The organism is Salinicoccus sesuvii (assembly GCF_042648145.1).
GTDB classification, from domain to species: Bacteria; Bacillota; Bacilli; order Staphylococcales; family Salinicoccaceae; genus Salinicoccus; species Salinicoccus sesuvii.
In genome coordinates, this window is record NZ_JBHRWV010000004.1 from 18,524 (window position 1) to 40,027 (window position 21,504).

The 21,504-nt window shown below is 44.3% G+C and carries 23 protein-coding genes, 1 tRNA gene and 1 pseudogene; 9 read left to right on the forward strand and 16 right to left on the reverse strand.

The features are described 5' to 3' along the window. Positions 1-35: 35 nt before the first annotated feature. Positions 36-791, reverse strand: coding sequence for a type I methionyl aminopeptidase (gene map / locus ACFOJ8_RS04565; protein WP_380652848.1), 756 nt, complete (start codon positions 789-791; stop codon positions 36-38). Positions 792-897: 106 nt separating this feature from the next. On the opposite strand from map, the gene ACFOJ8_RS04570 reads away from it, so the two are divergent. Continuing rightward, positions 898-1,926: an FUSC family protein gene (locus ACFOJ8_RS04570; RefSeq protein WP_380659885.1), complete on the forward strand. Its 1,029-nt coding sequence runs from the start codon at positions 898-900 to the stop codon at positions 1,924-1,926. On the opposite strand, the gene dinB is transcribed toward ACFOJ8_RS04570, so the two are convergent. Both dinB and ACFOJ8_RS04580 read right to left on the reverse strand, forming a co-directional pair. Further along, on the reverse strand, positions 1,919-2,986 hold the full coding sequence (dinB, locus tag ACFOJ8_RS04575) for a DNA polymerase IV (RefSeq protein WP_380652843.1): 1,068 nt from the start codon (positions 2,984-2,986) through the stop codon (positions 1,919-1,921). The two genes, ACFOJ8_RS04570 and dinB, sit on opposite strands and share 8 nt — an antisense overlap. A 57-nt stretch (positions 2,987-3,043) precedes the next feature. Further along, positions 3,044-3,613 carry a DUF3267 domain-containing protein gene (locus ACFOJ8_RS04580; protein WP_380652841.1) on the reverse strand — a complete coding sequence of 190 codons (570 nt, stop codon included), beginning with the start codon at positions 3,611-3,613 and terminating at the stop codon, positions 3,044-3,046. 101 nt (positions 3,614-3,714) lie between these two features. Here ACFOJ8_RS04580 and ACFOJ8_RS04585 point away from each other — a divergent pair, with 101 nt between their 5' ends. Then, entirely contained in the window at positions 3,715-4,752 is a 1,038-nt protein-coding gene (locus ACFOJ8_RS04585; protein WP_380652839.1) for an NAD(P)/FAD-dependent oxidoreductase, read from the forward strand. Positions 4,753-4,884: 132 nt separating this feature from the next. Further along, the gene (locus tag ACFOJ8_RS04590) at positions 4,885-6,261 is read left to right on the forward strand and encodes a hypothetical protein (protein ID WP_380652836.1); all 1,377 of its coding nucleotides are present in this window, start codon (positions 4,885-4,887) and stop codon (positions 6,259-6,261) included. A gap of 39 nt (positions 6,262-6,300) precedes the next feature. On the opposite strand, the gene ACFOJ8_RS04595 is transcribed toward ACFOJ8_RS04590, so the two are convergent. Both ACFOJ8_RS04595 and ACFOJ8_RS04600 read right to left on the reverse strand, forming a co-directional pair. Further along, a complete protein-coding gene (locus ACFOJ8_RS04595; RefSeq protein WP_380652833.1) occupies positions 6,301-6,726 on the reverse strand; it encodes an Ohr family peroxiredoxin in 426 nt (141 codons plus the stop codon). A 74-nt stretch (positions 6,727-6,800) separates the two neighbouring features. Beyond that, positions 6,801-7,817: a thermonuclease family protein gene (locus ACFOJ8_RS04600; protein WP_380652831.1), complete on the reverse strand. Its 1,017-nt coding sequence runs from the start codon at positions 7,815-7,817 to the stop codon at positions 6,801-6,803. 150 nt (positions 7,818-7,967) lie between these two features. Here ACFOJ8_RS04600 and ACFOJ8_RS04605 point away from each other — a divergent pair. From ACFOJ8_RS04605 to ACFOJ8_RS04615, 3 genes and pseudogenes are all read left to right on the forward strand, one after another. Continuing rightward, a pseudogene (locus ACFOJ8_RS04605) lies at positions 7,968-8,445 on the forward strand (DUF2975 domain-containing protein). Positions 8,446-8,454: 9 nt separating this feature from the next. Further along, positions 8,455-8,676 (forward strand): helix-turn-helix domain-containing protein, encoded by a 222-nt coding sequence (locus ACFOJ8_RS04610; protein ID WP_380652829.1) that lies wholly within the window; start codon positions 8,455-8,457, stop codon positions 8,674-8,676. 128 nt (positions 8,677-8,804) lie between these two features. Further along, positions 8,805-8,876 (forward strand) — tRNA-Val (locus tag ACFOJ8_RS04615). A gap of 45 nt (positions 8,877-8,921) precedes the next feature. On the opposite strand, the gene ACFOJ8_RS04620 is transcribed toward ACFOJ8_RS04615, so the two are convergent. The 4 genes from ACFOJ8_RS04620 to ACFOJ8_RS04635 all read right to left on the reverse strand — a co-directional run bounded on the left by ACFOJ8_RS04620 (position 8,922) and on the right by ACFOJ8_RS04635 (position 12,365). Further along, positions 8,922-9,854 (reverse strand): arsenic resistance protein, encoded by a 933-nt coding sequence (locus ACFOJ8_RS04620; RefSeq protein ID WP_380652826.1) that lies wholly within the window; start codon positions 9,852-9,854, stop codon positions 8,922-8,924. A 9-nt stretch (positions 9,855-9,863) separates the two neighbouring features. Continuing rightward, positions 9,864-10,391, reverse strand: a complete 528-nt coding sequence (locus ACFOJ8_RS04625; protein WP_380652823.1) for a hypothetical protein — start codon at positions 10,389-10,391, stop codon at positions 9,864-9,866. A gap of 42 nt (positions 10,392-10,433) precedes the next feature. Beyond that, a complete protein-coding gene (gene rlmD / locus ACFOJ8_RS04630) occupies positions 10,434-11,831 on the reverse strand; it encodes a 23S rRNA (uracil(1939)-C(5))-methyltransferase RlmD (RefSeq protein ID WP_380652821.1) in 1,398 nt (465 codons plus the stop codon). Between the two features lie 114 nt (positions 11,832-11,945). After that, on the reverse strand, positions 11,946-12,365 hold the full coding sequence (locus tag ACFOJ8_RS04635; RefSeq protein WP_380652819.1) for a hypothetical protein: 420 nt from the start codon (positions 12,363-12,365) through the stop codon (positions 11,946-11,948). 167 nt (positions 12,366-12,532) lie between these two features. On the opposite strand from ACFOJ8_RS04635, the gene ACFOJ8_RS04640 reads away from it, so the two are divergent. Beyond that, on the forward strand, positions 12,533-13,429 hold the full coding sequence (locus ACFOJ8_RS04640) for a protein-ADP-ribose hydrolase (protein WP_380652817.1): 897 nt from the start codon (positions 12,533-12,535) through the stop codon (positions 13,427-13,429). Positions 13,430-13,462: 33 nt separating this feature from the next. Here ACFOJ8_RS04640 and ACFOJ8_RS04645 read toward each other — a convergent pair whose 3' ends face one another. The 7 genes from ACFOJ8_RS04645 to ACFOJ8_RS04675 all read right to left on the reverse strand — a co-directional run bounded on the left by ACFOJ8_RS04645 (position 13,463) and on the right by ACFOJ8_RS04675 (position 19,279). After that, the gene (locus ACFOJ8_RS04645) at positions 13,463-14,380 is read right to left on the reverse strand and encodes a VOC family protein (RefSeq protein WP_380657002.1); all 918 of its coding nucleotides are present in this window, start codon (positions 14,378-14,380) and stop codon (positions 13,463-13,465) included. Positions 14,381-14,403: 23 nt separating this feature from the next. Beyond that, positions 14,404-15,213, reverse strand: coding sequence for an ABC transporter ATP-binding protein (locus ACFOJ8_RS04650; RefSeq protein WP_380652814.1), 810 nt, complete (start codon positions 15,211-15,213; stop codon positions 14,404-14,406). Positions 15,214-15,297: 84 nt separating this feature from the next. Continuing rightward, positions 15,298-16,215, reverse strand: a complete 918-nt coding sequence (cysK, locus tag ACFOJ8_RS04655; protein ID WP_380652811.1) for a cysteine synthase A — start codon at positions 16,213-16,215, stop codon at positions 15,298-15,300. A 78-nt stretch (positions 16,216-16,293) separates the two neighbouring features. After that, on the reverse strand, positions 16,294-16,764 hold the full coding sequence (locus ACFOJ8_RS04660; RefSeq protein ID WP_380656999.1) for a GNAT family N-acetyltransferase: 471 nt from the start codon (positions 16,762-16,764) through the stop codon (positions 16,294-16,296). Continuing rightward, positions 16,764-17,282, reverse strand: a complete 519-nt coding sequence (locus ACFOJ8_RS04665; protein WP_380652809.1) for an NUDIX hydrolase — start codon at positions 17,280-17,282, stop codon at positions 16,764-16,766. Before ACFOJ8_RS04665 ends, ACFOJ8_RS04660 begins: the two co-directional genes overlap by 1 nt. Positions 17,283-17,345: 63 nt before the next feature. Beyond that, on the reverse strand, positions 17,346-17,879 hold the full coding sequence (locus tag ACFOJ8_RS04670) for an RDD family protein (RefSeq protein ID WP_380652807.1): 534 nt from the start codon (positions 17,877-17,879) through the stop codon (positions 17,346-17,348). 407 nt (positions 17,880-18,286) lie between these two features. After that, entirely contained in the window at positions 18,287-19,279 is a 993-nt protein-coding gene (locus tag ACFOJ8_RS04675) for a tRNA dihydrouridine synthase (RefSeq protein ID WP_380652804.1), read from the reverse strand. 325 nt (positions 19,280-19,604) lie between these two features. Here ACFOJ8_RS04675 and ACFOJ8_RS04680 point away from each other — a divergent pair, with 325 nt between their 5' ends. Both ACFOJ8_RS04680 and ACFOJ8_RS04685 read left to right on the forward strand, forming a co-directional pair. Then, positions 19,605-20,939, forward strand: a complete 1,335-nt coding sequence (locus tag ACFOJ8_RS04680; protein WP_380652802.1) for a PepSY-associated TM helix domain-containing protein — start codon at positions 19,605-19,607, stop codon at positions 20,937-20,939. Positions 20,940-20,954: 15 nt separating this feature from the next. Further along, positions 20,955-21,419 carry a FixH family protein gene (locus ACFOJ8_RS04685; RefSeq protein WP_380652799.1) on the forward strand — a complete coding sequence of 155 codons (465 nt, stop codon included), beginning with the start codon at positions 20,955-20,957 and terminating at the stop codon, positions 21,417-21,419. Positions 21,420-21,504: the final 85 nt, after the last annotated feature.

Genomic DNA, 21,504 nt, shown 5'->3' on the forward strand with positions numbered 1-21,504 from the left:
ATTGGGTAGAGGCTGTTTTGCTAAGAAACCAATCTCTAGTCTTCAACCAGGGTCAGTAATTTCGGTCCCTCTTTTGTCACAACAATTGTATGTTCTTTTTGGGCAACATAACTGCCATCCTTCGTTTCAAATGCCCATTCATCCTTACCATCAGTAACGAACGAGGCATTGGTTGAAACGAACGGCTCAACTGCGATAACCATGCCTTCTTTCAGCAGTTCGCTATTGCCCGGTTCATAATGGTTCATGATATGCTTTGGCGCATCATGCAGGCTTTTACCAACACCGTGCCCAGTCAAGTTTTTAATGACAGTCATACCATTCTGTCTTGCCACCTTGTGCACCGCACGACCAATCTGACTCACTTTTGTTCCTGGTTTGATTTTCTCAAGCGCTGCTTCAAAAGCCATCTCGCAGACGTCGATCACTTTTTGCTTCTTTGGATCTTCAGATGTTCCTGCGATAAAGGAAATGCCAGTGTCTGCGAAGTAGCCGTTCTTCTTGGCGGACACATCGATGTTAACGATATCACCTTCATTGATTGTCCGGGATCCAGGAATGCCATGGGCGACTTCTTCGTTAATACTAATGCATGTATATCCCGGGAAGTCGTATTCACTGGTCGGTGCACTTTCAGCGCCCATATCTTTAAGGAGTGTACCAGCAATCTCATCGATCTCTTTAGTTGTCATCCCTACTTTGGTGGCTTCAACAAGTGACTTCAGAACCTTACCGCATATTTGACCTATTTCCTCAAGGTGCTGCATTTCTTCTTCAGTTTTAATAATCATTATTCAACCCTACTTACCTTAAAAAATTTTTTACTGTAATTATTATAACAAACTCTTCGTGCTATACTAGGATGGTACTCATTAAATTATTGAAAGAAGCATGACTATGAAATATGATATCCGTAAAATAGTTGGTCCAAGAATAATAAAAACCGGCCTGTCCACATTTCTGACGGCCCTCATCTGCATTGCGCTTGATCTCTCTCCAATCTTTGCAGTCATCACTGCCATTGTAACAATTGAACCCACAGCCTATGCTTCTTTGAAGAAAGCCTATGTACGTTTTCCAGCTTCAATCATTGGTGCGTTCATTGCGGTAGCATCCCTATATATTTTTGGCGAAAATGCTTTTACCTATTCTCTTGCAGCCACATTGACCATACTCGTTACATATCGGCTGAAACTACACGATGGTGTCCTTGTCGCAGCCATCACCGCAGTCGCTATGGTACCCTCTGTACATGATGCCTATCTTTTTAATTTCTTATCTAGACTGGCCACCACCACCATCGGTCTTGGTACAAGTACACTCATTAATTTCCTAATCCTGCCACCGAAGTATGCCGGCCAAATTGAAGCAATTACCAAGACTACGACAAAGCAGACCCACCAGTTACTGATAGAACGACTCCGTGAAATGATGACCGGAAAGTACGAATCTGAAAAAAGCGAGAAAGCATACGCAAAAGTTCAGTCATCCATCGCAAACGCGGAACAACTCTTGAAATATCAGCAGGACGAATATCGGTATCACCGGTCGAACCGTGAAGAGATGCGACTGATGAACCGCCTTGAGCGAGAACTGCAGTTTAAGAAACTCTATTTTACGCATCTTGGCAACCTAATCTATTTGCCTGAAAACATCTCTATGAAATTCAGTAGCCAAGAAAAGGCAGCGATAGAAGAAGTCATCAGCCGTCTCGATTCAGATCCCGATACGCTTACGATGACCAACTCTGCAATCCGTTTCATCAGGCGCCATATCAGGGACCTCGATGAAGAAAAAGATGCTTTCAAGATTCATATCCTCTACGAAATCATCATCATCTATCAGATGATTGTACAACATCATCAGTCGGGATCCAAACCACAGAAACTGCCACCTGGTAACACAACCGATAGTGACTCTACATGAAATCATAAATTGTCAAATTGCGATACGTCCGGTCTGAAAGCTGTGACACTGTGACCCCGATGAGCCTGATTGGCACATCGGGGTCTTTGAGTTCATGGTAGAGACTATAGGCATAATGATAGATTTCATCTTCTGTAAATATAGGATTATTTGCCATCATTTGTCTTGAGTGCGTCACGTAGTCAGTCGTTTTCATCTTAACGGTGACGACTTTTGCAGCAAACTGTTGAAGCTCAAGCCTTTCTCCTACCTTGGCGCTCAACCCTTCAATAACTTTTAGTATCTCATCGTCGTCATTGATATCGTAATTGAAAGTCGTTTCTTTACCAATCGATTTGCGAATACGTTCCACTTTGAGTTCGGAAGTACCGATGCCGCGCGCCTTTTGATAGAGACTCAACCCCTTTTTGCCAAAGTGCTGAGCAAGTGTTTTTTCATCCCATTCATAGAGATCTTTCCCAGTATAAATCTCGAGTGACTTCATTTTCTCTTCCGTCACACGACCAACACCTGGAAAATCACCGATGTCTAAGGTAAATAGGATGTCCTGGACGTTCTGATAATGGATTACAGTCGTCCCAGCGGGCTTGTTCATTCCGGAAGCAATTTTGGCAAGGTATCTATTGTAAGAAATTCCACTCGAGGATGTCAGTTTCGTCTTATCGAATATATCTCGTTGTATATCCAACGCAATCGATTGTGCAGACCGTTCCCTTGATACTAGATGTGTGATGTCTAAATAGGCTTCATCTAGTGATAGAGGCTCCACAATTTCAGTGTAATTGAGAAATATATCCATTATCTTTTTCGATTCGGCCTTGTAGGCCTCGAACCTAGGTCTAACATATACCCCATCCGGACACAGTTTATATGCCTGCTTAGTTGGCATGGCAGAGTGCACCCCAAACTTTCTGGCCTCATAACTCGCTGTTGCGACCACACCGCGACTTTCCGATTTGCCACCTACAATGATTGGCTTCCCCCTGTACCCAGGGTTATCACGTTGCTCCACTTGGGCATAAAAGGCATCCATGTCTATATGAATGATTCTTCTTTCCATAGCATCCACCTGTTAGAAATGATTTACCTGATTATATCATATTACGAACGTGCGTTCCTATCTTGACTCTGGATATTTCTCGTAGAGTGTCATGCCAACATCAGTGTCTTCGACGTATTCCATATTTCTGTACTTATATAAAAGATAGACAAAGTAAAAATCCCCAGCGCATGCTCCGGTATGTAGTGCGAGCAGATACTTGTAGATGCCATGCGGTACAGTGAATACTAGAACAATAAGCATTACTGTAATGAGGACAAAAGGCATCAATATGATGACTGAAAACTGTTTTTTCGTAAATATACTCCCTGGTGCTGTAGCGTAGAAGAGACCGGCCTTATACCCAAACTTGACTTGTCCGTTTGGCGCGAATATTTTGAAGAATATGCCGTGTATGGCTTCGTGCACCGTAATAACCGCAAACATAATTGCCATGATCATCAATATTGCTCCTATGATCCCAAGTTGTTCCATACCGACAAGGACAGAATTTATATTTTGAGTAGACAGCACATCGATCATTAAAAATAGAAAAAATGCAGGGAGGGTAATGATGCTTGCCAGTATATTCAGCCTCCGCATTGCCACCTCATCCTCGAATATATTGAATACATATTTTCCACCCATCAATACGCCCCCTTTTAAGAGCACTGTAACACAAGCTGTATAAATAATGTTAGACTATCCTATAAACGCATATCGAATGAATACGGACAGGAGGAAATCACATGGCATATTTTACAGTAGTGGGTGGCGGCATTGCCGGTGCTTCAACCGCCTATCATCTGGCCAAGTTAGGCCATAAGGTCACAGTATATGACCGAGCAGATACAGGACAGGCAACCGATGCTTCTGCTGGCATTATCTGCCCTTGGATCAGCCAGAGAAGAAACAAAAAGTGGTACCGATTGGTCAAAGAGAGCGCCAAATACTATCCTGGGTTCATTGCCGAGCTCCAGGCAGAGACGGGTCTTGATACAGGATACAGAAGAGAAGGGTCCATCAGTCTAGTCAAAGACGACCATATCCAGGACCTTGCTTTCGAACGTATCCAGTCGAAACAGGCAGATGCGCCTGAAATGGGCGAAGTACGTAAAGTTTCAAGAGAAGAAGTGAAGCGAATGCATCCAGAGCTCACGGACCTTTATCCAGGTGTGTATGTGGAGGGGGGCGGTCAGGTGAAGGGGGCCGTTTTACTCAAAGCATTAAAAGCAGGATTTCTAAAGCACGGGGGGCAATGGATCAACGAAGACTTTAGTGGACAGAGTACTAAAGGCACACTCATCTATGCCACTGGTGCTTGGGGAATCGAACAGAATACACCGGAAGTGAGACACCAAAGGTCAGAGGTACTTCATTTCAGGCTAGCGGATAGCAACCATCGCGCGCATACTCCAGTCGTCATGGCACTCGGTCCCATCTATATCGTCGAAATGGGAATGAATCAGTTTGCCATCGGTACCACCCATGAAGAGACCGCGAGCTTCTCGGCAGTGCCTTCTGAGGAAAACTATGAATACCTTCGTGGACTGGCCCATCGTTATTTCCCGGATTCTGAAATAGAAGACGTCAAAATGATGGTCGGACTTAAGCCTTATACTAGAGACTTTTTACCATTCCTCGGCCATGTCGAAGAGAATGTTTTTGTCATCAACGGCATGGGCGCGACCGGATTGACGGCAAGCCCACTTGTTGGACGCGAAATCGCACGCTATCTCAATGCGGAAGAGACCATACTTGATATTGAGGATTATTCCTATATTTAAAAGACAGTTTACACTGTCTTTTTTTATGGAAGCCAACACATTGCTTTGCGCAGACATATCTATATATAATACAATGAATAAATATCATAAAATCAGCGTTCTTTACATAGCTGTTGGAAAGGAGATTCGATATTGAACATTTTATATAATGAAAAGATACTGCGGAACTTTTTCTATATCTATGCCACGCTTTTCATCCTTTTTCTCATCTACTTCTTTAGCAATATCGAATTTCTAGAGCCCCTTGTAAGCTACTTGGCATTCGCTGTCCTTCTATTATCCTGGCTGTTTAGTTCCAAGCTATTTAAGATCATCGGATTTGTTTTCATCTCCACAGGTATCATACTAAGCTTAAGTGCCGGCGATGGCCCGGGGGCAATCATCAGCAATACGATGAGCAATATGCCGCTCCTACTCTTCTTCAGTACACTGCCTTGGATCGGTACAGTCGTAAAAGTCGGCGGACTCGATAACAGTATCACCGAGATGATACAAGATCGCCAAAATAAGGTCGAAAACATTTATGGCAGGAGCATATTCACCACCTATTTTTTCGGTATATTCCTGAATATTTCAGCCATCTATATTATTCAGCAGCTACTCGGTGAACTCTTCAAACGTTCCGAAGTTGCTTTTAAAAATGAGTTCATCATCAAATCTACATTGCGTGCGTTCGCAATGGCTGTCATATGGAGCCCGCTCGAAGTCATCGTTGGGTTGACTGTGGACTCTACTGGTATCTCTTATTTCACATTACTGCCCTGGCTGTTTGCGGCTTCGATCATTGTCGGGTTGACGGAAGTACAGATCTCAAAGCGGCAGTTCAGAGGGCTGACCATTGATGCACCACTTTATGACATTGACAACAGTGCAATGATACGGTCGATTGTGAAGATGGCCATTCTGCTGTTGTCCTTCCTGTCACTTGTGATGATGTTGAATGCCTACTCTACACTCGGCTTCATCATGACAGTGGCATTGATTATCATCCCTTTCAGCTTTGTTGCCGCTTTTGTCATGAAACGGTTCCCGATTTTCCTCAGAACAGGGTGGAAAGCTTGGAAGAACCATAATAACCACATGCAGAACTTTTCCGTACTGTTCCTCTCACTCGGTGTTTTCTCAGGTGGATTCAACAGCAGTGCAGTCCCCGGCGTAATGCAGCAGGTCTTTGGTTATTTCGATTCCTTCCTTATCCTGATTCTTCTGCTGATCATGCTGGTCATATATGGCCTGGCGATGTTTGGTGTCCATCCAGTCGCTACGCTTGCCATACTGGCAGAAGTGCTCGCTCCCATCATCACATCTCACAACGCGCTCAGTATCGGTATCGTCATGGTTGTCTGTGGCATGGGTATTTCCGCTGCTGCACCTTATGGGATTAACGCTACTATGACTTCTCAAAGCATGGGTATCAATCCCTACAGTATCACTAAATTGAACATAGGATTTTCACTGCGCATGGCAGCGATCGGTATCATAATGGCAATGATTGCACTTCTCATATAAAAAACGGGAAGCCCAGAAGGGCTTCCCGTTTTTTATCTCTTACTTTGCTGTTGCTTTGATTTCTACATCAATGCCATTATGAGCCATTTTGGAGTATGGGCAGACTTTGTGAGCCTTCTCCACATATTCTTCGGCTTTGTCTTGATCGATGCCTTCAAATTCAACTTCGATTTCTGCAGAGAGTTTAAATCCACCGTCAGATTCATCCTTCAAGAGTCTTGCTGTCGCCATAACAACACGTTGTACATCGCCAGCTCTATCTTTCTTCAATACACCGTCCAGGGCGCTGTTGAAGCATGCGCTGTACGCTGCGGCGAAAAGCTGTTCCGGGTTAGTTTCTTTCGTGTCCTCACCGGACATCTGTTTCGGTTGCTTCACGTTCATTGAAAATGAATTATCTTCGCTGTGTACTTCTCCTTCTCTACCGCCAGTATTGATCATCTTGACTTCGTACAATGGTTTCATTAAAAGCTCAACTCCTTTATTAGTATATCTCTATTGTATGGAACTCTGCTACGACTATCAAATAAACTGCCCGCTCACTCACATGCGTGGCCGTTCCTATTACCATCCATCTTCAGCTGATATGCAGGATGGGCTGCTTCTACACCTCTTGGATATACCGCCCTCAGTTCGGTGCAGTTTGCAAAATCCTCGACTTCCTCGCCTGGATCATCCGAACTTCCACTTTGATATGCATCGGAATTATAAGGATGATCAAGAGACCAAATGCCGAGCCCAGCTGCTTCAGCTTCCGCCTGTGCCGACTCGAGTTGCTTCAGATACTTTGTATTCGGTGGATTGATGTATCTGACCTGTGCCAGCCCTTCTCTGACAAGTACTTCATTTATCATTTCTCCGTCTGCATAGATGTATGCTAGATATCTGCCGTAATGGTCTTGCTTTGGTCCATCATCAAATTCAACTTCGATTGTGGAGGCTTCTGAAAGAAGCGCCTTTGTTCTCGTGGAAGCTTCGCTGCCAAAAGGTTGCATACCGAGTCGTGGGTGGTTTGTTTCGGGAGTATCGATGAGCAGATACCTGAATGAGGCATCTTCTCCATTGTAGTTGAAACGTGTTGTATCTCCGTCTACGAATGAGGCTATAGTAACCGGTATCCGCTCCCCAGAGCGAGAATCACCTTCCTCAGCCCCGAAAGTTTCATTAATTTCACGGATCGGACTCTCACTCGAATCAACCACAAGGAAAGCAATCGCAAATGTTGCTGAGGCGGTCGTGAGGAGAATACCGATCAGTTTCAGATATCCTTTTGTTTCCTCGCCTCTCGACTGCTTAATAATATGGACAGTGATGATACCAATCACAGCAAGAATGAGATAGATACCCACTACAATGAAACCTGTACGAAGTGTCATATCTGAAGCCATCAGTGCTGCCATAAAAGCAAGCACTGCAGCACTTGTTACCATCATGATGGCCCATTGCCAATACTTTGCGTGATTCCTACGCATAATGTATTCAATAAGACCTAACCCGAAAGTAACAACTGCCGACAGAGCAGCCAAAAATGATAGAATCAGAAAAATCAAATCCATAGTATCTCCCCTTATCCCCTCGATACGCTACAATCTTACAGTATCATTATGCTCTCAAAAACTAATTTTCACTCTTAATCAATATATATTTATTGATTATCGATAAATAATATATTATGATTACAAAAATTACAACATGAGGTGTAGAAGATGAAACATGGCTCTTCCCTATTTCTCAAAACTGCCGTCATACTCATGGCCATTCCTGTGCTTATAGCTTGTGTATATCTCATATACTTCTTGTTTAGAAATCCGTTCAATCCCAAATATGCTATGATTCTATACCCAATTGTAATCGGTGTACTGCCGACTGTACCGCCTTACATTTTTGCTCTTGTCCAAGGTTTCAAATTGCTTAGCTATATCGATCGAAAAGCTGCTTTCTCTAACTTGTCAGTTCGTGCACTACGGAAGATCAAACTTTCATCTTTCACCCATCAGCGGTCTCTATGTGGCAATTCTACCGTTCGTCTACATCACAGCCGAAATTGATGATGCTCCTGGGTTGATTATTGTCGGCGTGGTACCTGTATTCGCCGCACTAGTTATTGCTTTCTTTGCGACCATACTCGAAAAGCTACTGGATGAAGCCATTCGTATCAAAATTGAAAATGAATTGACCGTCTGAGGTGGCAATATGACAATTAGAATAAATCTTGATGTAATGCTGGCAAAGCGTAAGATGAGCGTCACTGAACTATCTAATAAAGTAGGCATAACGATGGCCAATCTGTCCATTTTGAAAAACGGCAAGGCCAAAGCAATTCGGTTTTCTACACTTGAAGCCTTATGTATTGCACTTGAGTGCCAACCCGGAGACATATTGGAGTACGAAAAGAGTGGAGACAATCAAACATAATGATTTAATATGATCGCTAACCTAATTCTTAGAAACTGCAAAAGCTAAAAACAGGGTAACGAGCAAAATTTCTTTGTTGACAATTATAAGATATCATTGTAAATTTGAATATGTAGTTTTTAAAGTGTGGTCTGTTAGCTCAGCGGGAGAGCACTTCGTTGACATCGAAGGGGTCACTGGTTCGATCCCAGTACAGACCATCAACCAGTAAAACGCAAACATCCAGTCAATAGACTGGATGTTTTTTATTTATATATAATGAGTAGTCTTGATACTAACCCAAGGACAGGCAGTTCAATGATTGGGCCGATCACGAGAGATAGAGCGATCAATGGCTCGTCCGGAAAGGCAGCAATCGCTATCGCAAGTGCAATGGGAGAGTTGCGTGCTAATGTCATGATGATGAGACTAGTGCGCTCTTGCCTGCCGAAACGACAAAATTTACCGACTGCATTACTAGCTAGGAAGTTGATGATGAAGAATATTATAAGAGGAGGCAAAAGCAGCAAGACGACACTCGGGTTTTCGACCAGTGCCGATCTTTCTGATGCAAACATAGCGACAATTGCCAGGCTAAGGAACAGGACATTGGCCTGTCCGAAAAATCGCTCCGCTCTTCCCCCTTGCTTTGTTACCCTTCTTGTTGCTATCGCGAGAATCAGCGGTATGCCAATTATAAGGAGTATGCTCTCGGTGATTGTATAAAGCGGTAAACTGATACTCTGGTCCACCCCAAAGAACAAATGAAAGTAGACAGGCAGAAGCAGTAGCTGAAGCAGTAGATTTACCGGCAACATGGAAGTGGAGAGTATGGTATCTCCTTTTGCGATACTTGTAAAAATCAAATACCAGTCGGTGCATGGCGTGATAGCAAGCATGACGAAGCCGACCCATAGAAGTGGGTGCTCCGCTAGAAAGAACATCCCAATCAGATAGACAATGACAGGTGTCCATAGAAAATTGATGATGAGCGCGACCACGACGAACTTTACATTTTTAAATGAAGTGAGTATGCGTTTTAGCGGCATTATTAGAAAAAGACCGTACAGCATAAGCATCAGAAATGGGATGATGAAGTAACCCGCGTTACCCTGCACGACATCCACACCGCCGACCAAGAAGCCAATGCATACAGCAAGCAATATGATGACGGGCTGGTATTTTTCAATACGATTCATGAAACTTCTTTATTCCAGCAGTTTGGCGATATGCCAGGTCTCTCTTTTATACAGCTTATACATGAAGTACATGAGAACAATAATCCCAAATTCTCCAGGCATGCCATCCAGCTCGGAGTCGGTCGTCATGATTGTTTGCCCACCTGGCCCTTTCTCTTTAACTGTCGCAATGTGTTTTTTATCTATATAGGCTTCCATATCACCATCGGAATTTTCTTCGACTTTCATACGATGTGCGTCCAATTGTCCGACCACTTTAAACTTAAGTAGATTTCTACCTGGTTTTTCTTTAAATACGTACTGCGTACCATTTATAACAGTAATATACTTCGAAATATTCATGTCCTTGAATCTACGCCGCTTCAAGCCGAGTGTCACGATGGTCCCCACAGTAGCTGTATATGAATAGGTGTTTTGTTCTTCACAGTTCTTAAGGACGGTTTTCTCCACATGGCCAACTGTCTCGTTATCATCATCTTCTATAGACAAAACTTTCTTATTGGAATCAACAGAAAGTTTGAATTGATACTGCTTCATAACTGCCTCCTTCATCGTAATCCCCATCCATCAGAATTTCATCTACAGGGACGAACCGGTTTTTCTAAAAAGTGCTACGAGCTCGACGTGTACTGTGTGCGGGAAGAGATCCACCGGTTGCACCCGCTCAAGCGTATAACCGAATTCACTGAGAGAAGCCGCATCTTCAGCGAAAGACTCTGGATTACAAGAAACATAGACGACACGATCTGTCCCTAGGCGGCCAATTCTGCGCATGACCTTGCCACCTGCACCGGAACGCGGTGGGTCAAGCATGAGAAGGTCTGGGCTTCCCCACGATTCGAGTATTTCATCCATACCCCTTCTAGCGTCTTTAGCTAGGAAGTACGTGTTGTCAATACCATTATCTTCTGCATTTCTTTTAGCTGATTCGATGGATGTCTCAACGATTTCGATTCCGGCAAGTTCCTTCACCCGCTTGGCAAATGGCAGAGAGAACGTGCCGACACCACAAAACAGATCGATCATGCGTTCATCTGCTCCGACTTCTGCCATTTCAATTGCTAGCTCCACAAGTTTCTCCGCCTGCTTCGGGTTAGTTTGGAAGAATGTGTCGAACCAAATTCTATACTTGTACCCATACATTTCGTCATTGATGTAATCACGCCCGTGCAGGATGTGTGTCTTTTCAGACTGTGTCATATCTGCCCAATCCGTGTTTTCCATCCACATCAAACTTTTCAGACTGCTGAACTTGTTTGTCAGCCTCGCAACAAGATCTTCTATAGCTGATTCTATTTCCGACGGTCCTTCTGTCGCAAAGACCGCAAGCATCAGCTCGCCAGTAATTTGCGATTGGCGTACCATCAGATTACGGAGCAGACCTGTGTGGCGGTCCTTATCATACCCACTCAGTTGATGGACACTCGCCCATTCCGACACCTCAAGCATTGCCTCGACCATCTCATCTCCTGCGATCAGGCAAGTATCGAGGTCGATAATATTACGGAAATTACCCAGTTCGTGCAGACCAAGCGAACCATCACGCCCAAAAGTAAATTCCATCTTGTTACGGTATTCCCAAGGTGTTTCCATGCCGAGTGTATCCGCTACGACGCTTGCATCGAAACCGTTACTTTTGAGAAACCCACGCACTTTATCCGTCTTATAGGCCAGCTGCCCCTGATAGGTCCAGTGCTGCCATACGCAGCCCCCACATTTTTCGAAGTGCGGACACGGCGGCACCACACGTTCTGGACTGGCCGAAACAATTTCATCCGGTAGCAGCCGGGCAACTTTCCGGTCTGGATTTGGCACGGTGACTCTGGCGGATTCACCGATAAGTGTCTGGGGAACATTGAGTTTCAGTTTTCTGGGATTGCTCCCGCCTGCATCGCGCCATACATGACCCATGCCCGAACCCTTCTTATCCAGCTTATCTATTTGTACAACATGTGTTTCGTATTCCTGATTCGACAAAACAGTCTCCCCTATCCTTATCTATTAATCTAAATATATATTATCCATCATTTTCGTTTTAATTGCTTTAAATATTTTAAGATGATTTGTTATATTGTGCAAGCGGACACACATCTAAATCAACAGATGAACCATGCATCCGACACATGCACCAAAAATGGCGTGACCGAGTGTCCAGTATAACCAGGCCATGTAGTCATCGGATGCCGGAGGCGCTTTTGACAAGTGTGTCAGGAAGTAGAGTATACTGCCGCCAAACGTGGATATGATGACATACGCTAGTATTTCGGTTTCATATCCGAAGGGAACAAGTAAAAGGTACATGATAACTACGCTCGCCATGCAGCAGGAGTAGTGGAACAATCTGCCCAGCAGCCTACTATGGCTCCAATGCTTGAGAATGGGAATATAGTTTATATTATAGAAGAGCATATTTGCCTTATTGCCTGTAACTAGACGGATGAACTTCAATATCGCAGTGAAGACCACCCCAGAGACTATTCCGGTGAGAACGAGCTTCAGAAAAACTGCCATCCCAACACTCCATTCTTTCTGCCGTGCCATAGACATTCTTAAATACTATACCCACAGAAAAATCTTGTTAACGATGAAATATAAACAATAAATGACGTGAATATGTAATTCATTTGCGTGGAAATCAAAACATTTTCGTGACAAAATGAAGTTAAGAGGTGATTGTAATGGCAAATATCGGATTGCAGAAATATGCGGACGCCATCAAACTGTATGAACCATTCGAACCGGTACGCGCGGATGAGAGCGACAAAGAAACTTTGACAAATGAGGTACTAGAAATGCTCCGCAACGAAAAAACAGGTACACAAGATATTAATGTGCCAGATGATCTGGTCGCAAAAAGACGACTGGTCCGTGCCTTGCTTAACATCAGACAACCCCTACCATTGAAAAGAGAACTGATGCGAAAGCTGGATACGCTGCTGCACCTTGAAAGAGAGGAGAAACACACCACTTCTGCTGCTGATATTCCGAATGCTGCTTCAGCCTTCCCTGCCAATGAAATCCAAGAGGCAGAATACATGGCACTATGGCAAGGCAACATTACGGACATAGAAGCGGATGTCATCGTCAATGCTGCTAATGAAAAGTTGCTCGGTTGCATGCAGCCGTTGCATGAATGTGTGGACAACGCCATCCATTCGGCTGCCGGACCGATGCTTCGCGATGATTGTGCTGAAATCATTCATCGGCAGAAATCGGATGAAGAAATCGGCAGTGCAAAGGTAACACGAGCGTATCATTTACCAGCCAAGTATGTGATCCACACTGTCGGACCCGCAGTGACCAATGAAACACCGCTCAACGATGTCCACGTTGCCGAGTTAATTTCGACTTATCAGTCCTGCCTTGATCTGGCACATGAACTTGAAGACATCAGAACCATCGTCTTCCCTGCCATATCAACCGGCGTATTCGGTTTCCCAAAAAAGCGCGCAGCGGAGATTGCTGTAACAACTGTCGGCAATTGGCTTAAACAAAACGATCACCATTTCGATCGAATCGTCTTCAATGTATTTGACGAAGCAGACAAATCAGTCTACGAAGATGTGTTCAATTGATCAAGAGCGGCAGGGACCCCTGCCGCTCTTGATTTATGTCCATTCTTCAATCGGCTTCAAATACGCTTCGATCTCCTGTCGTCGATCTTCAAGAAATGGCGGCAGATCGAGCGTCTTACCAAGCGATTCGGCAGACTGGTCGGCAGTAAAGCCACGGGCTATGGGACCGACGATTTCAAACGTGATATCATTCTCCTCAGTGAAGTATAAGCTTTCAAAATAGTATCGATCTTTGACTCCGGTGGTTGCATACCCCTGAGCCTTCAGGAGTGCATCCCAGTCTTCAAGCGCACGTGCTTTCGACTGGACCGCTAGGTGATGGACACTCCCCCGACCTGCACGTGCGCGCTGCCCTGATTTTTCTTTGATCAGAATTTCGCCGAAGACTTCGTTTTCAACAGAAGCCATTAATATTTCGTGGTCGGTTCGTTCTACAATTGTATAACTGAATGTATCCTCGAGCAGTGAAGATAGACTAGCCATGTTCTCCACTGTAATTTCCACCGTGCCCATTCCTAGAATGTGATGGGAGGAACTGATGTTGGTGGCACCCCACGGTTGCCACTCTTTAGGGACAGGTTGGTGTTCATGATTGATCAACACAATCACAAGACCATCCGGATCCTTGAAACGGAGTCCTTGCCGGTTGCCGTAATGTATGATGCCGTCATGTGCCACATCAAGGCCATCAAGACGTTGTTGCCAGTAGATCAGGCTATCAGCACTGGGTACAAGCAGCCCGATAGCTGAGATCATATTAGTGCCTGGATGCGTACTGCCGATATTACCGATTTCAAAAAACGTCAGATCGTTCCCCGGGCTTCCTAGAGTATCACCATAGAAGACGTGATACATTTTCGGATCGCCCTGATTTACGGAGACCTTCACTCTTCTCAGACCGAGCACCTCAGTGTAAAAATGATTATTCTCCTTAAGGTCTTTTGTAAACATAGAAATATGATGATGTCCTGAAATTATTTCATCCACCTACTTTCTTTATGTGTCCGCTCTACTGACATCCACGGACGTCCCGATTCCCAGTGCAACTTCACTGGGATTTTGTAAGCTTTAGACAGGATCTCGGACGTTAAGACCGTTTGCTTTCGACCCTTCGCAACGATTGTACCGTCGCGAATCAAAAGGACGTGAGTAATGACGTCTGTAATTTCCTCGATGTGATGCGTAACATAAAGTAGTGGCAGTTTATCCTGTGCTACACTCTCTGTCACAGAAAGAACATCTTCTCGTGCCAGTACATCCAGCCCAGCACAGGGTTCATCCAAAATCAGAAGCTCAGGTGTACTCATCAGCGCCCGCCCAAGCAGCACCCGTCTCTGTTCACCTTGTGAGAGCACAGCATAGCGTTTATCCGATATGTATTCAATTCTTAGTTCTTTCAGTATATTTCCTGCCTGTCTCTCATCTTCCGAAGTAATTTCCTCGTAGATGCCGAAAGAAGCGAATTTGCCACTGAGTACGATATTTTTTGCAGTTTCTCTGCTCATGGTCTGCTGGAACTTGCCGAGTGCATTGCTGACGAAACCGATCTTTCTACGCATTTCCGGCAAACTCGCCTTTCCGAACTCAGTTCCCAGAACACTCACCTTGCCAGAAGTCGGATAATTGTACCCTGTAACGATATTCAAAAGCGATGTCTTGCCAGAACCATTTAGACCGAGGATTGCCCAGTGCTCCCCGGAATTCACTTCCCAATTAATACCTTTTAAAATCTCTTCCCCGTCACGCTTCCATAATACATTGTCCAAACTGATGATTTTGTCCATGTGACACCCCTCTGGTACTTAATATGTTACGCGTAAATATATATAAAAAAGACGATGGAATCCAATCCACCGCCTGAATCACTTCTATTCAATCAGTCCCATGCTCAAGTAGCGTTCTCCCGAATCCGGTGAAATGGAGAGTACGCGCTTGCCCGGTCCGAGTTTCTTTGCTACATTGATGGCTGCATGGACCGAAGCTCCGGCTGAAGGTCCGACAAAGATACCTTCCTCCTTGGCCAGGCGTCTGAACATATTGATTGCATCATCATCCTCAATTTGGATGATTTCATCATAGATGTCTGTATTTAGGATATTCGGAATAAACCCAGGACTTGTGCCCACAAGCTTATGCTTGCCCGGCTGGCCGCCTGAAAGCACGGGTGATCCTTTCGGCTCAACCACTGCGATATGGAGCCCTGGGATATGCTCTTTAAGCACTTCGCCTGTCCCTGTAATCGTGCCGCCTGTCCCTGCGGTCGCTACAAATGCATCTAAATCATTACCGAAAACATCCAGAATTTCGACCGCTGTCGTCGTGCGGTGTATATCTGGGTTGGCGTAGTTCTCAAACTGTTGCGGAATGAAACTGTTTGGAATCTCTGCTTGTAGCTCCTTAGCCTTTTTGATACAGCCTGGCATCTTCTCATCGGCTGGTGTCAGTACTACTTTCGCCCCGTATGCTTTAAGCAGGCTAATGCGTTCGCTTGTAGAACTATCCGGCAGAACAAAAATCGCTGCATATCCTTTAGCTGCCGCATTCATAGCCAGGCCGATACCCGTATTGCCACTTGTCGGTTCAATGATTGTACCGCCTGGTTTAATCACGCCATCCGTTTCGGCCTTCTTCAACATGTTGTATGCTGCGCGGTCTTTAACACTTTTACTTGGATTGAACATCTCAAGTTTAACGTATACATCCGCCGCCCCTTCAGGAACTACCTTATTTAACTTCACGACCGGTGTATTACCAATCAGATCTATAATACTATCGACCCTATTCATGTAGATGCATCCTCATTTCTTTAATTCCTATTTGTATAGTATACTATAACATTTCAGATTAGAGGTCAAAACGATCGATCATAACTGGCACTTAAGCCGGATCATGTCTCGGCACCATATTCCATTTTCATAAATGTGGGTTTCATAGTTGTCTGTAAAAAAATCCGGAATAACACGATCCATTCTGAACCCTACTTTTTGGTAGAGTGCTAACTGGCCGATGCTTGAATTACCAGTCCCAATTTCAATCATCTTATAGCCTGCACGACGATACCTATCCACTCCGTCCATCAGTAGATATTTCCCTATACCCTGCCCTTGAAAGGTTTCTTTAACAGCAATATTATAGATTTCGATTGTGTCTTTAGAAATCTCTCCAGCCACATAGACCCCTACTGTCTCCCCTTCAATTTCCGCAACGTAGCAATCTGACTTCGCGAGATATGACTGTACTTGCTGCTCTGACGGGTCCGCTAGGGTGAGTAGTGCCATCGGTGTTTCTTCGATTTCTTTGATTTGCCTGATATGTAGATCGGTACCCAGATTCATCACTTCTTTATCGCCCCTTGTCGGTTGACTAGATCGAAGTAAAGTCTGATCAAGTTCTCTTCATAAGGGATAAATGTACCTTCTTCAATCATTTCTAGAATATCCTCTCTTGTCGCCCACTTTACATTCTGCACTTCTTCATACTGTAAGGACAGCGTTCCAATATCCACATCTTTCTCTATAAGATAAATATCGTCAAACCCTCGGCCAAAGTTCATCGTCATTGTGGGCCGCGCATTTTCAAGATTGAGCGTCAGTCCGATTTCTTCCAGCGTTTCACGTTCGGCGGCTTTTTGACTTGTGTCTCCACTGACGGCACTGCCGCCCACTGTTACATCCCACATGTTCGGCCACCCTTCCTTGAAAGGTTGTCTTTGCTGGATAAGCATCTCCCTATCGGAATTGAAAATGCAAACGTGGACAACCATGTGATACTCACCCGGTGCCAACTGATCGCCACGCACTACAGTCCGATTCACTTTATTTCGCGCAGCGTCGTATATATCCCAAGTTTCCATAAATCAATCTCCTATATTACAGACTTACCTTCAGTATATTGGATACTCCAAAGAAACTCAAAACTACTCTCTACTTTTCACAACAGTACTGCCTGCCAAAATATCTCCAAGGTGCCTATGATCCTTGCGTATGATTACCATAAGTATATATACGATCATAAGTGTCATGGATAGTGCATAAAAAAAGAAATAGAATGCCGTGTCAAAACCATGGTACATCCCACTAATCGTGCTCATATGACCAAACTGCCAAGGTAGGAATTTCATGGTGTTTCTAACCAGGCTTCCGCGGAGCGAGTTCCCTCGATAAACGACCATAAGACGAGTTCTCCGTTTGCCGAAAGAAGCATAGGGTGGACTCCCTTCCATAACAGAGAATATGATAATAATTGGTACAACAGAAAAGAATGTTGCGATGAGCTGAGATTCAACAGAAGTGTACTGTGGCATTTCCCCCAGTATGAACAATATAAAAATGGTATTAAGAACAAAAACGATTATGAGGCACATGAGAATGAAAAACCAATCGAACAAAAGGGACTTCAATCTGGGAACGAGAGTAGGTACTTGTGTACCGTATATATAAATACTGTCCATCTCCCTCTATTGCAGTTTTTTTATAAAGAACTGGCGTTGTGACCTTACATACGCTTATAAGACTTACGCATAATATTTACATTCGGAACTGTAAAATTTGTAAGCGTCTGTTCATATCGTAATGGAAAACGAAGATTGCGATAAGTGCTCCCTCGAGAAAATAATATTGCGTGCCTTGATATGAGCTGGAACGTTTCTAATACTCATGTTTTTAAAAAAGAACACTGTTTTTATTGACCTTATTACCTCAGCTCACACTGATTATATAAAGTAGTGAAACAAAGGGTTCCCCAATCCAAGTTCCGTCTATTCTAGCGCATCACTTCTCTTAAACTGTTAGCTCTATTGTACCAAAATAAAAAGACATCCATTCTCATGGATGTCCTCTAAGACCCTCACGCCTATTTCTATACGGAGTGAGGGACTTCTAACTCTTCAGAAATGTGCTTTTCCGCTTCATTGATCAGTACACGGGCTTCGTTCGTTGATTTGGTATTCATCAATTGGTTCCTGAGCTCCCCGGCCCCTTTGAATCCTTTGACATATATCTTGAAGAAGCGATGCAGCGGCGCATATTTACGCGGTTCGACCTCTGAATATTTGTCGTGAAGATCGAGATGGATCTTCAATAGGTCGAGTAACTCTTTACTACTATGTGTTTTCGATTCTTCTTCAAATGCGAACGGATTCTTGAAGATGCCCCGACCGATCATTACACCATCCACACCGTACTTTTCAACGAGCTCCATACCTGTTGCTCGATCTGGAATATCCCCGTTAATCGTCAGCAATGTATCCGGTGCAATTTCATCCCGCATCTTCTTGATTTCTGCAATCAGTTCCCAGTGCGCGTCGACCTTGCTCATTTCCTTGCGTGTCCTGAGATGGATGGACAGATTGGCGATATTCTGCTGGAATACGTGCGTTAGCCATTCGTGTCTTTCTTCAAGCTCCGTGTAACCGAGACGTGTTTTTACACTTACAGGCAGCCCGCCTGCTTTGGCTGCTTGAATAAGTTCCGCTGCAACTTCAGGACGTCGGATGAGGCCACTGCCCTTTCCTTTGCCAGCTACATTAGCTACAGGACAGCCCATATTGAGATCGATGCCCTTGAAACCCTCTTTTGCCATACCGATGCTCATCTGGCGAAAATGTTCAGGGTTATCCCCCCATATGTGTGCCACCATTGGTTGCTCGTCTTCGGTAAAAGTTAGCCTGCCACGAACACTCTGTACCCCATCCGGGTGACAGTAGCTGTCCGAATTGGTGAACTCTGTAAAGAAGACATCCGGCCGGGCCGCTTCAGCCACAACATGTCGGAAGACCACATCTGTTACATCCTCCATAGGGGCCAGCACAAAAAATGGCCGTGGCAGGTCACGCCAAAAATTATCTTTCATACGAAATTCAAATCCTTTCGTTACGTTATACATCAGCAATACTTTATATTAATATGTTCCATCGTCTACATCAACCTTTTTAGTCTATAATTCTCAATAAATTTGTAACTCTCATTATCGATTGAATCTTGTATCATTGTCTACAGAAATTAGTCTTTAATTAAGAATCCAATGTCTTAATTTCTCCCATTTATCAATCTCAGACTCAGAACCCGTCTATTCAGGACAACCTCGTTTAACCTGTAACACGTTGGTCACAATCCACTTTCTATTACCGGATAATATATACTATACTTTTAATTGTATGTGACTAAGGAGGCATAGAATGAAAAAACTGAGTACTCCATTGATATGGAGATGGCATTTATATGCCGGACTGATTATCGCACCATTTCTCATCATCCTTTCCATAACAGGTGCCGTATATCTGTTTAAATTTGATATTGAAGACTACATATATAAAGACTATTACCAAGTCGAACCTGCTGAAACCAGGTTACCCCCGAGTGACCTTGTCAATACGGCCCTCAACACCGTAGGCGGTGGAGAAGCAACCCGGTACCGTCCAGGTGAAGATGACAGCCGTTCTGTCGAAGTTGGCATCCTGGATAATAATGGCGATTCATTGACCGTCTTTTTAAACCCCTACACAAGAACTGTCCTCGGCGTCATCAACGACGATACACGCCCAATGGAACTTCTGGCCGACGCGCACAGTGAATTGATGGCAGGCACACTTGGTGATCGACTTGTTGAGCTGGTAGCATCCTGGACCATCATTATGATTTTATCCGGATTATACTTATGGTTTCCAAAATCCAAAGAAAAATTAAAAGGCGTATTCACCTTCCGCTTTAATAAAGGAAACAGAGTTAAATGGCGCGATCTGCACACTGTCTCGGGATTCTGGTTGTCGGGGGGCATACTATTCTTCATTTTATCCGGCATGCTTTGGACCGGATTCTGGGGGAACGGTGTACAACAGCTGACCACTGCATCCGGTTTTGGATATCCTCCTTCAATATGGACAGGCCCCGCACCTGAATCTGATACGGTGACCAAAGAGATCGCCGACGTTTCATGGGCTGCCGAGCAGCTGCCCGTGGCAGAATCCGAAATGTTCTCAGGTGTTAATCAGGCATCCATCAATGATATTGTAGCTGTCGCTGAATCGACCAAAATCCATCCTTCCTATGATATTTTCTATCCGGGTAGCGATACAGGCGTCTTTACGCTCAGTACTTTCCCCCACCAGGCACAGGAAGAGGCAACCATCCATATCGATCAATACTCAACCAATGTCCTGGCAGATTACCGCTATGACCATTACGGTCCATTAGGAAAGTTCATGGCTCTGGCCATCACGATCCATAAGGGATTGCAGTTTGGCATTTGGAACCAAATTTTTGGTGTTATCATCTGCATTGGCCTCATTGGTATGGTGGTTACAGGATTTTGGATGTGGATCAAACGCCGGCCTAAAGATCATATGGGCGCACCAAAATCAAAGAGTATTTTTCACTTTAAGGGACCATTGATCATTCTGGTCATACTTGGTATCATCTTCCCATTGGTCGGACTCTCATTGATCTTCGTCTTTCTGCTTGATCGCTTCGTCATCCGCCGGGTACCTAAACTGAATAAATTCATCTACGGGTAGGAGGGAAAAGTAAAAATGAAAAAAATACTTGCTTTGATATTTTCAACGTCACTACTCTCCGCCTGCAATTTGGTAGGTGTTCAGACGCATGATATGTACAATAATCTACCGGATGCCGCGGTTAGTGTAGATATGACCAGTCTGACGGAAAAAGAAAGCGATCTGCCCGTTGATGTATACGTCTATCTGGACGAAGTCCCTGTTTCCGATGCCGATGTTTCTATTAGGATTTGGAATATACGAGAATCCGACGAAACCGCTTCTTCTACAGATCTGACTTACAGCGAAGATGGTCGTTACACAGCCGATGTCAATATCGCAGAAGATGGCCTCTATCTGCTTGAGACAAATGTTACGCACCCAAATCTCGATGCACATCCAGTGCATTACTTCACACTCGGTGAAATTGACATGTTCGAAAGCATGCTCTTAGAAGATCTAGTGGATGACGATGAGATAGATATCCCTGGACACCACTAAGCTCTACACTAAACTTTTCACCGCATCATCAAAACAAGGTGGGCCGCTCATTTAAATGAGCGGCCCACCTTGTTTTACTTATATG

Coding starts and splice junctions, on each gene's coding strand:
- ACFOJ8_RS04585 (WP_380652839.1), top strand. CDS start 3,715: ATGGCATATTTTACAGTAGTGGGTGGCGGCATTGCCGGTGCTTCAACC.
- ACFOJ8_RS04660 (WP_380656999.1), bottom strand. CDS start 16,764: ATGAATCTGGGTACCGATCTACATATCAGGCAAATCAAAGAAATCGAA.
- ACFOJ8_RS04665 (WP_380652809.1), bottom strand. CDS start 17,282: ATGGAAACTTGGGATATATACGACGCTGCGCGAAATAAAGTGAATCGG.
- ACFOJ8_RS04685 (WP_380652799.1), top strand. CDS start 20,955: ATGAAAAAAATACTTGCTTTGATATTTTCAACGTCACTACTCTCCGCC.
- cysK (WP_380652811.1), bottom strand. CDS start 16,215: ATGAATAGGGTCGATAGTATTATAGATCTGATTGGTAATACACCGGTC.
- ACFOJ8_RS04610 (WP_380652829.1), top strand. CDS start 8,455: ATGACAATTAGAATAAATCTTGATGTAATGCTGGCAAAGCGTAAGATG.
- ACFOJ8_RS04570 (WP_380659885.1), top strand. CDS start 898: ATGAAATATGATATCCGTAAAATAGTTGGTCCAAGAATAATAAAAACC.
- ACFOJ8_RS04595 (WP_380652833.1), bottom strand. CDS start 6,726: ATGAAACCATTGTACGAAGTCAAGATGATCAATACTGGCGGTAGAGAA.
- dinB (WP_380652843.1), bottom strand. CDS start 2,986: ATGGAAAGAAGAATCATTCATATAGACATGGATGCCTTTTATGCCCAA.
- ACFOJ8_RS04680 (WP_380652802.1), top strand. CDS start 19,605: ATGAAAAAACTGAGTACTCCATTGATATGGAGATGGCATTTATATGCC.
- ACFOJ8_RS04645 (WP_380657002.1), bottom strand. CDS start 14,380: ATGTTTACAAAAGACCTTAAGGAGAATAATCATTTTTACACTGAGGTG.
- ACFOJ8_RS04675 (WP_380652804.1), bottom strand. CDS start 19,279: ATGAAAGATAATTTTTGGCGTGACCTGCCACGGCCATTTTTTGTGCTG.
- ACFOJ8_RS04580 (WP_380652841.1), bottom strand. CDS start 3,613: ATGGGTGGAAAATATGTATTCAATATATTCGAGGATGAGGTGGCAATG.
- map (WP_380652848.1), bottom strand. CDS start 791: ATGATTATTAAAACTGAAGAAGAAATGCAGCACCTTGAGGAAATAGGT.
- ACFOJ8_RS04600 (WP_380652831.1), bottom strand. CDS start 7,817: ATGGATTTGATTTTTCTGATTCTATCATTTTTGGCTGCTCTGTCGGCA.
- ACFOJ8_RS04620 (WP_380652826.1), bottom strand. CDS start 9,854: ATGAATCGTATTGAAAAATACCAGCCCGTCATCATATTGCTTGCTGTA.
- ACFOJ8_RS04640 (WP_380652817.1), top strand. CDS start 12,533: ATGGCAAATATCGGATTGCAGAAATATGCGGACGCCATCAAACTGTAT.
- ACFOJ8_RS04625 (WP_380652823.1), bottom strand. CDS start 10,391: ATGAAGCAGTATCAATTCAAACTTTCTGTTGATTCCAATAAGAAAGTT.
- ACFOJ8_RS04670 (WP_380652807.1), bottom strand. CDS start 17,879: ATGGACAGTATTTATATATACGGTACACAAGTACCTACTCTCGTTCCC.
- ACFOJ8_RS04650 (WP_380652814.1), bottom strand. CDS start 15,213: ATGGACAAAATCATCAGTTTGGACAATGTATTATGGAAGCGTGACGGG.
- ACFOJ8_RS04635 (WP_380652819.1), bottom strand. CDS start 12,365: ATGGCAGTTTTTCTGAAGCTCGTTCTCACCGGAATAGTCTCTGGGGTG.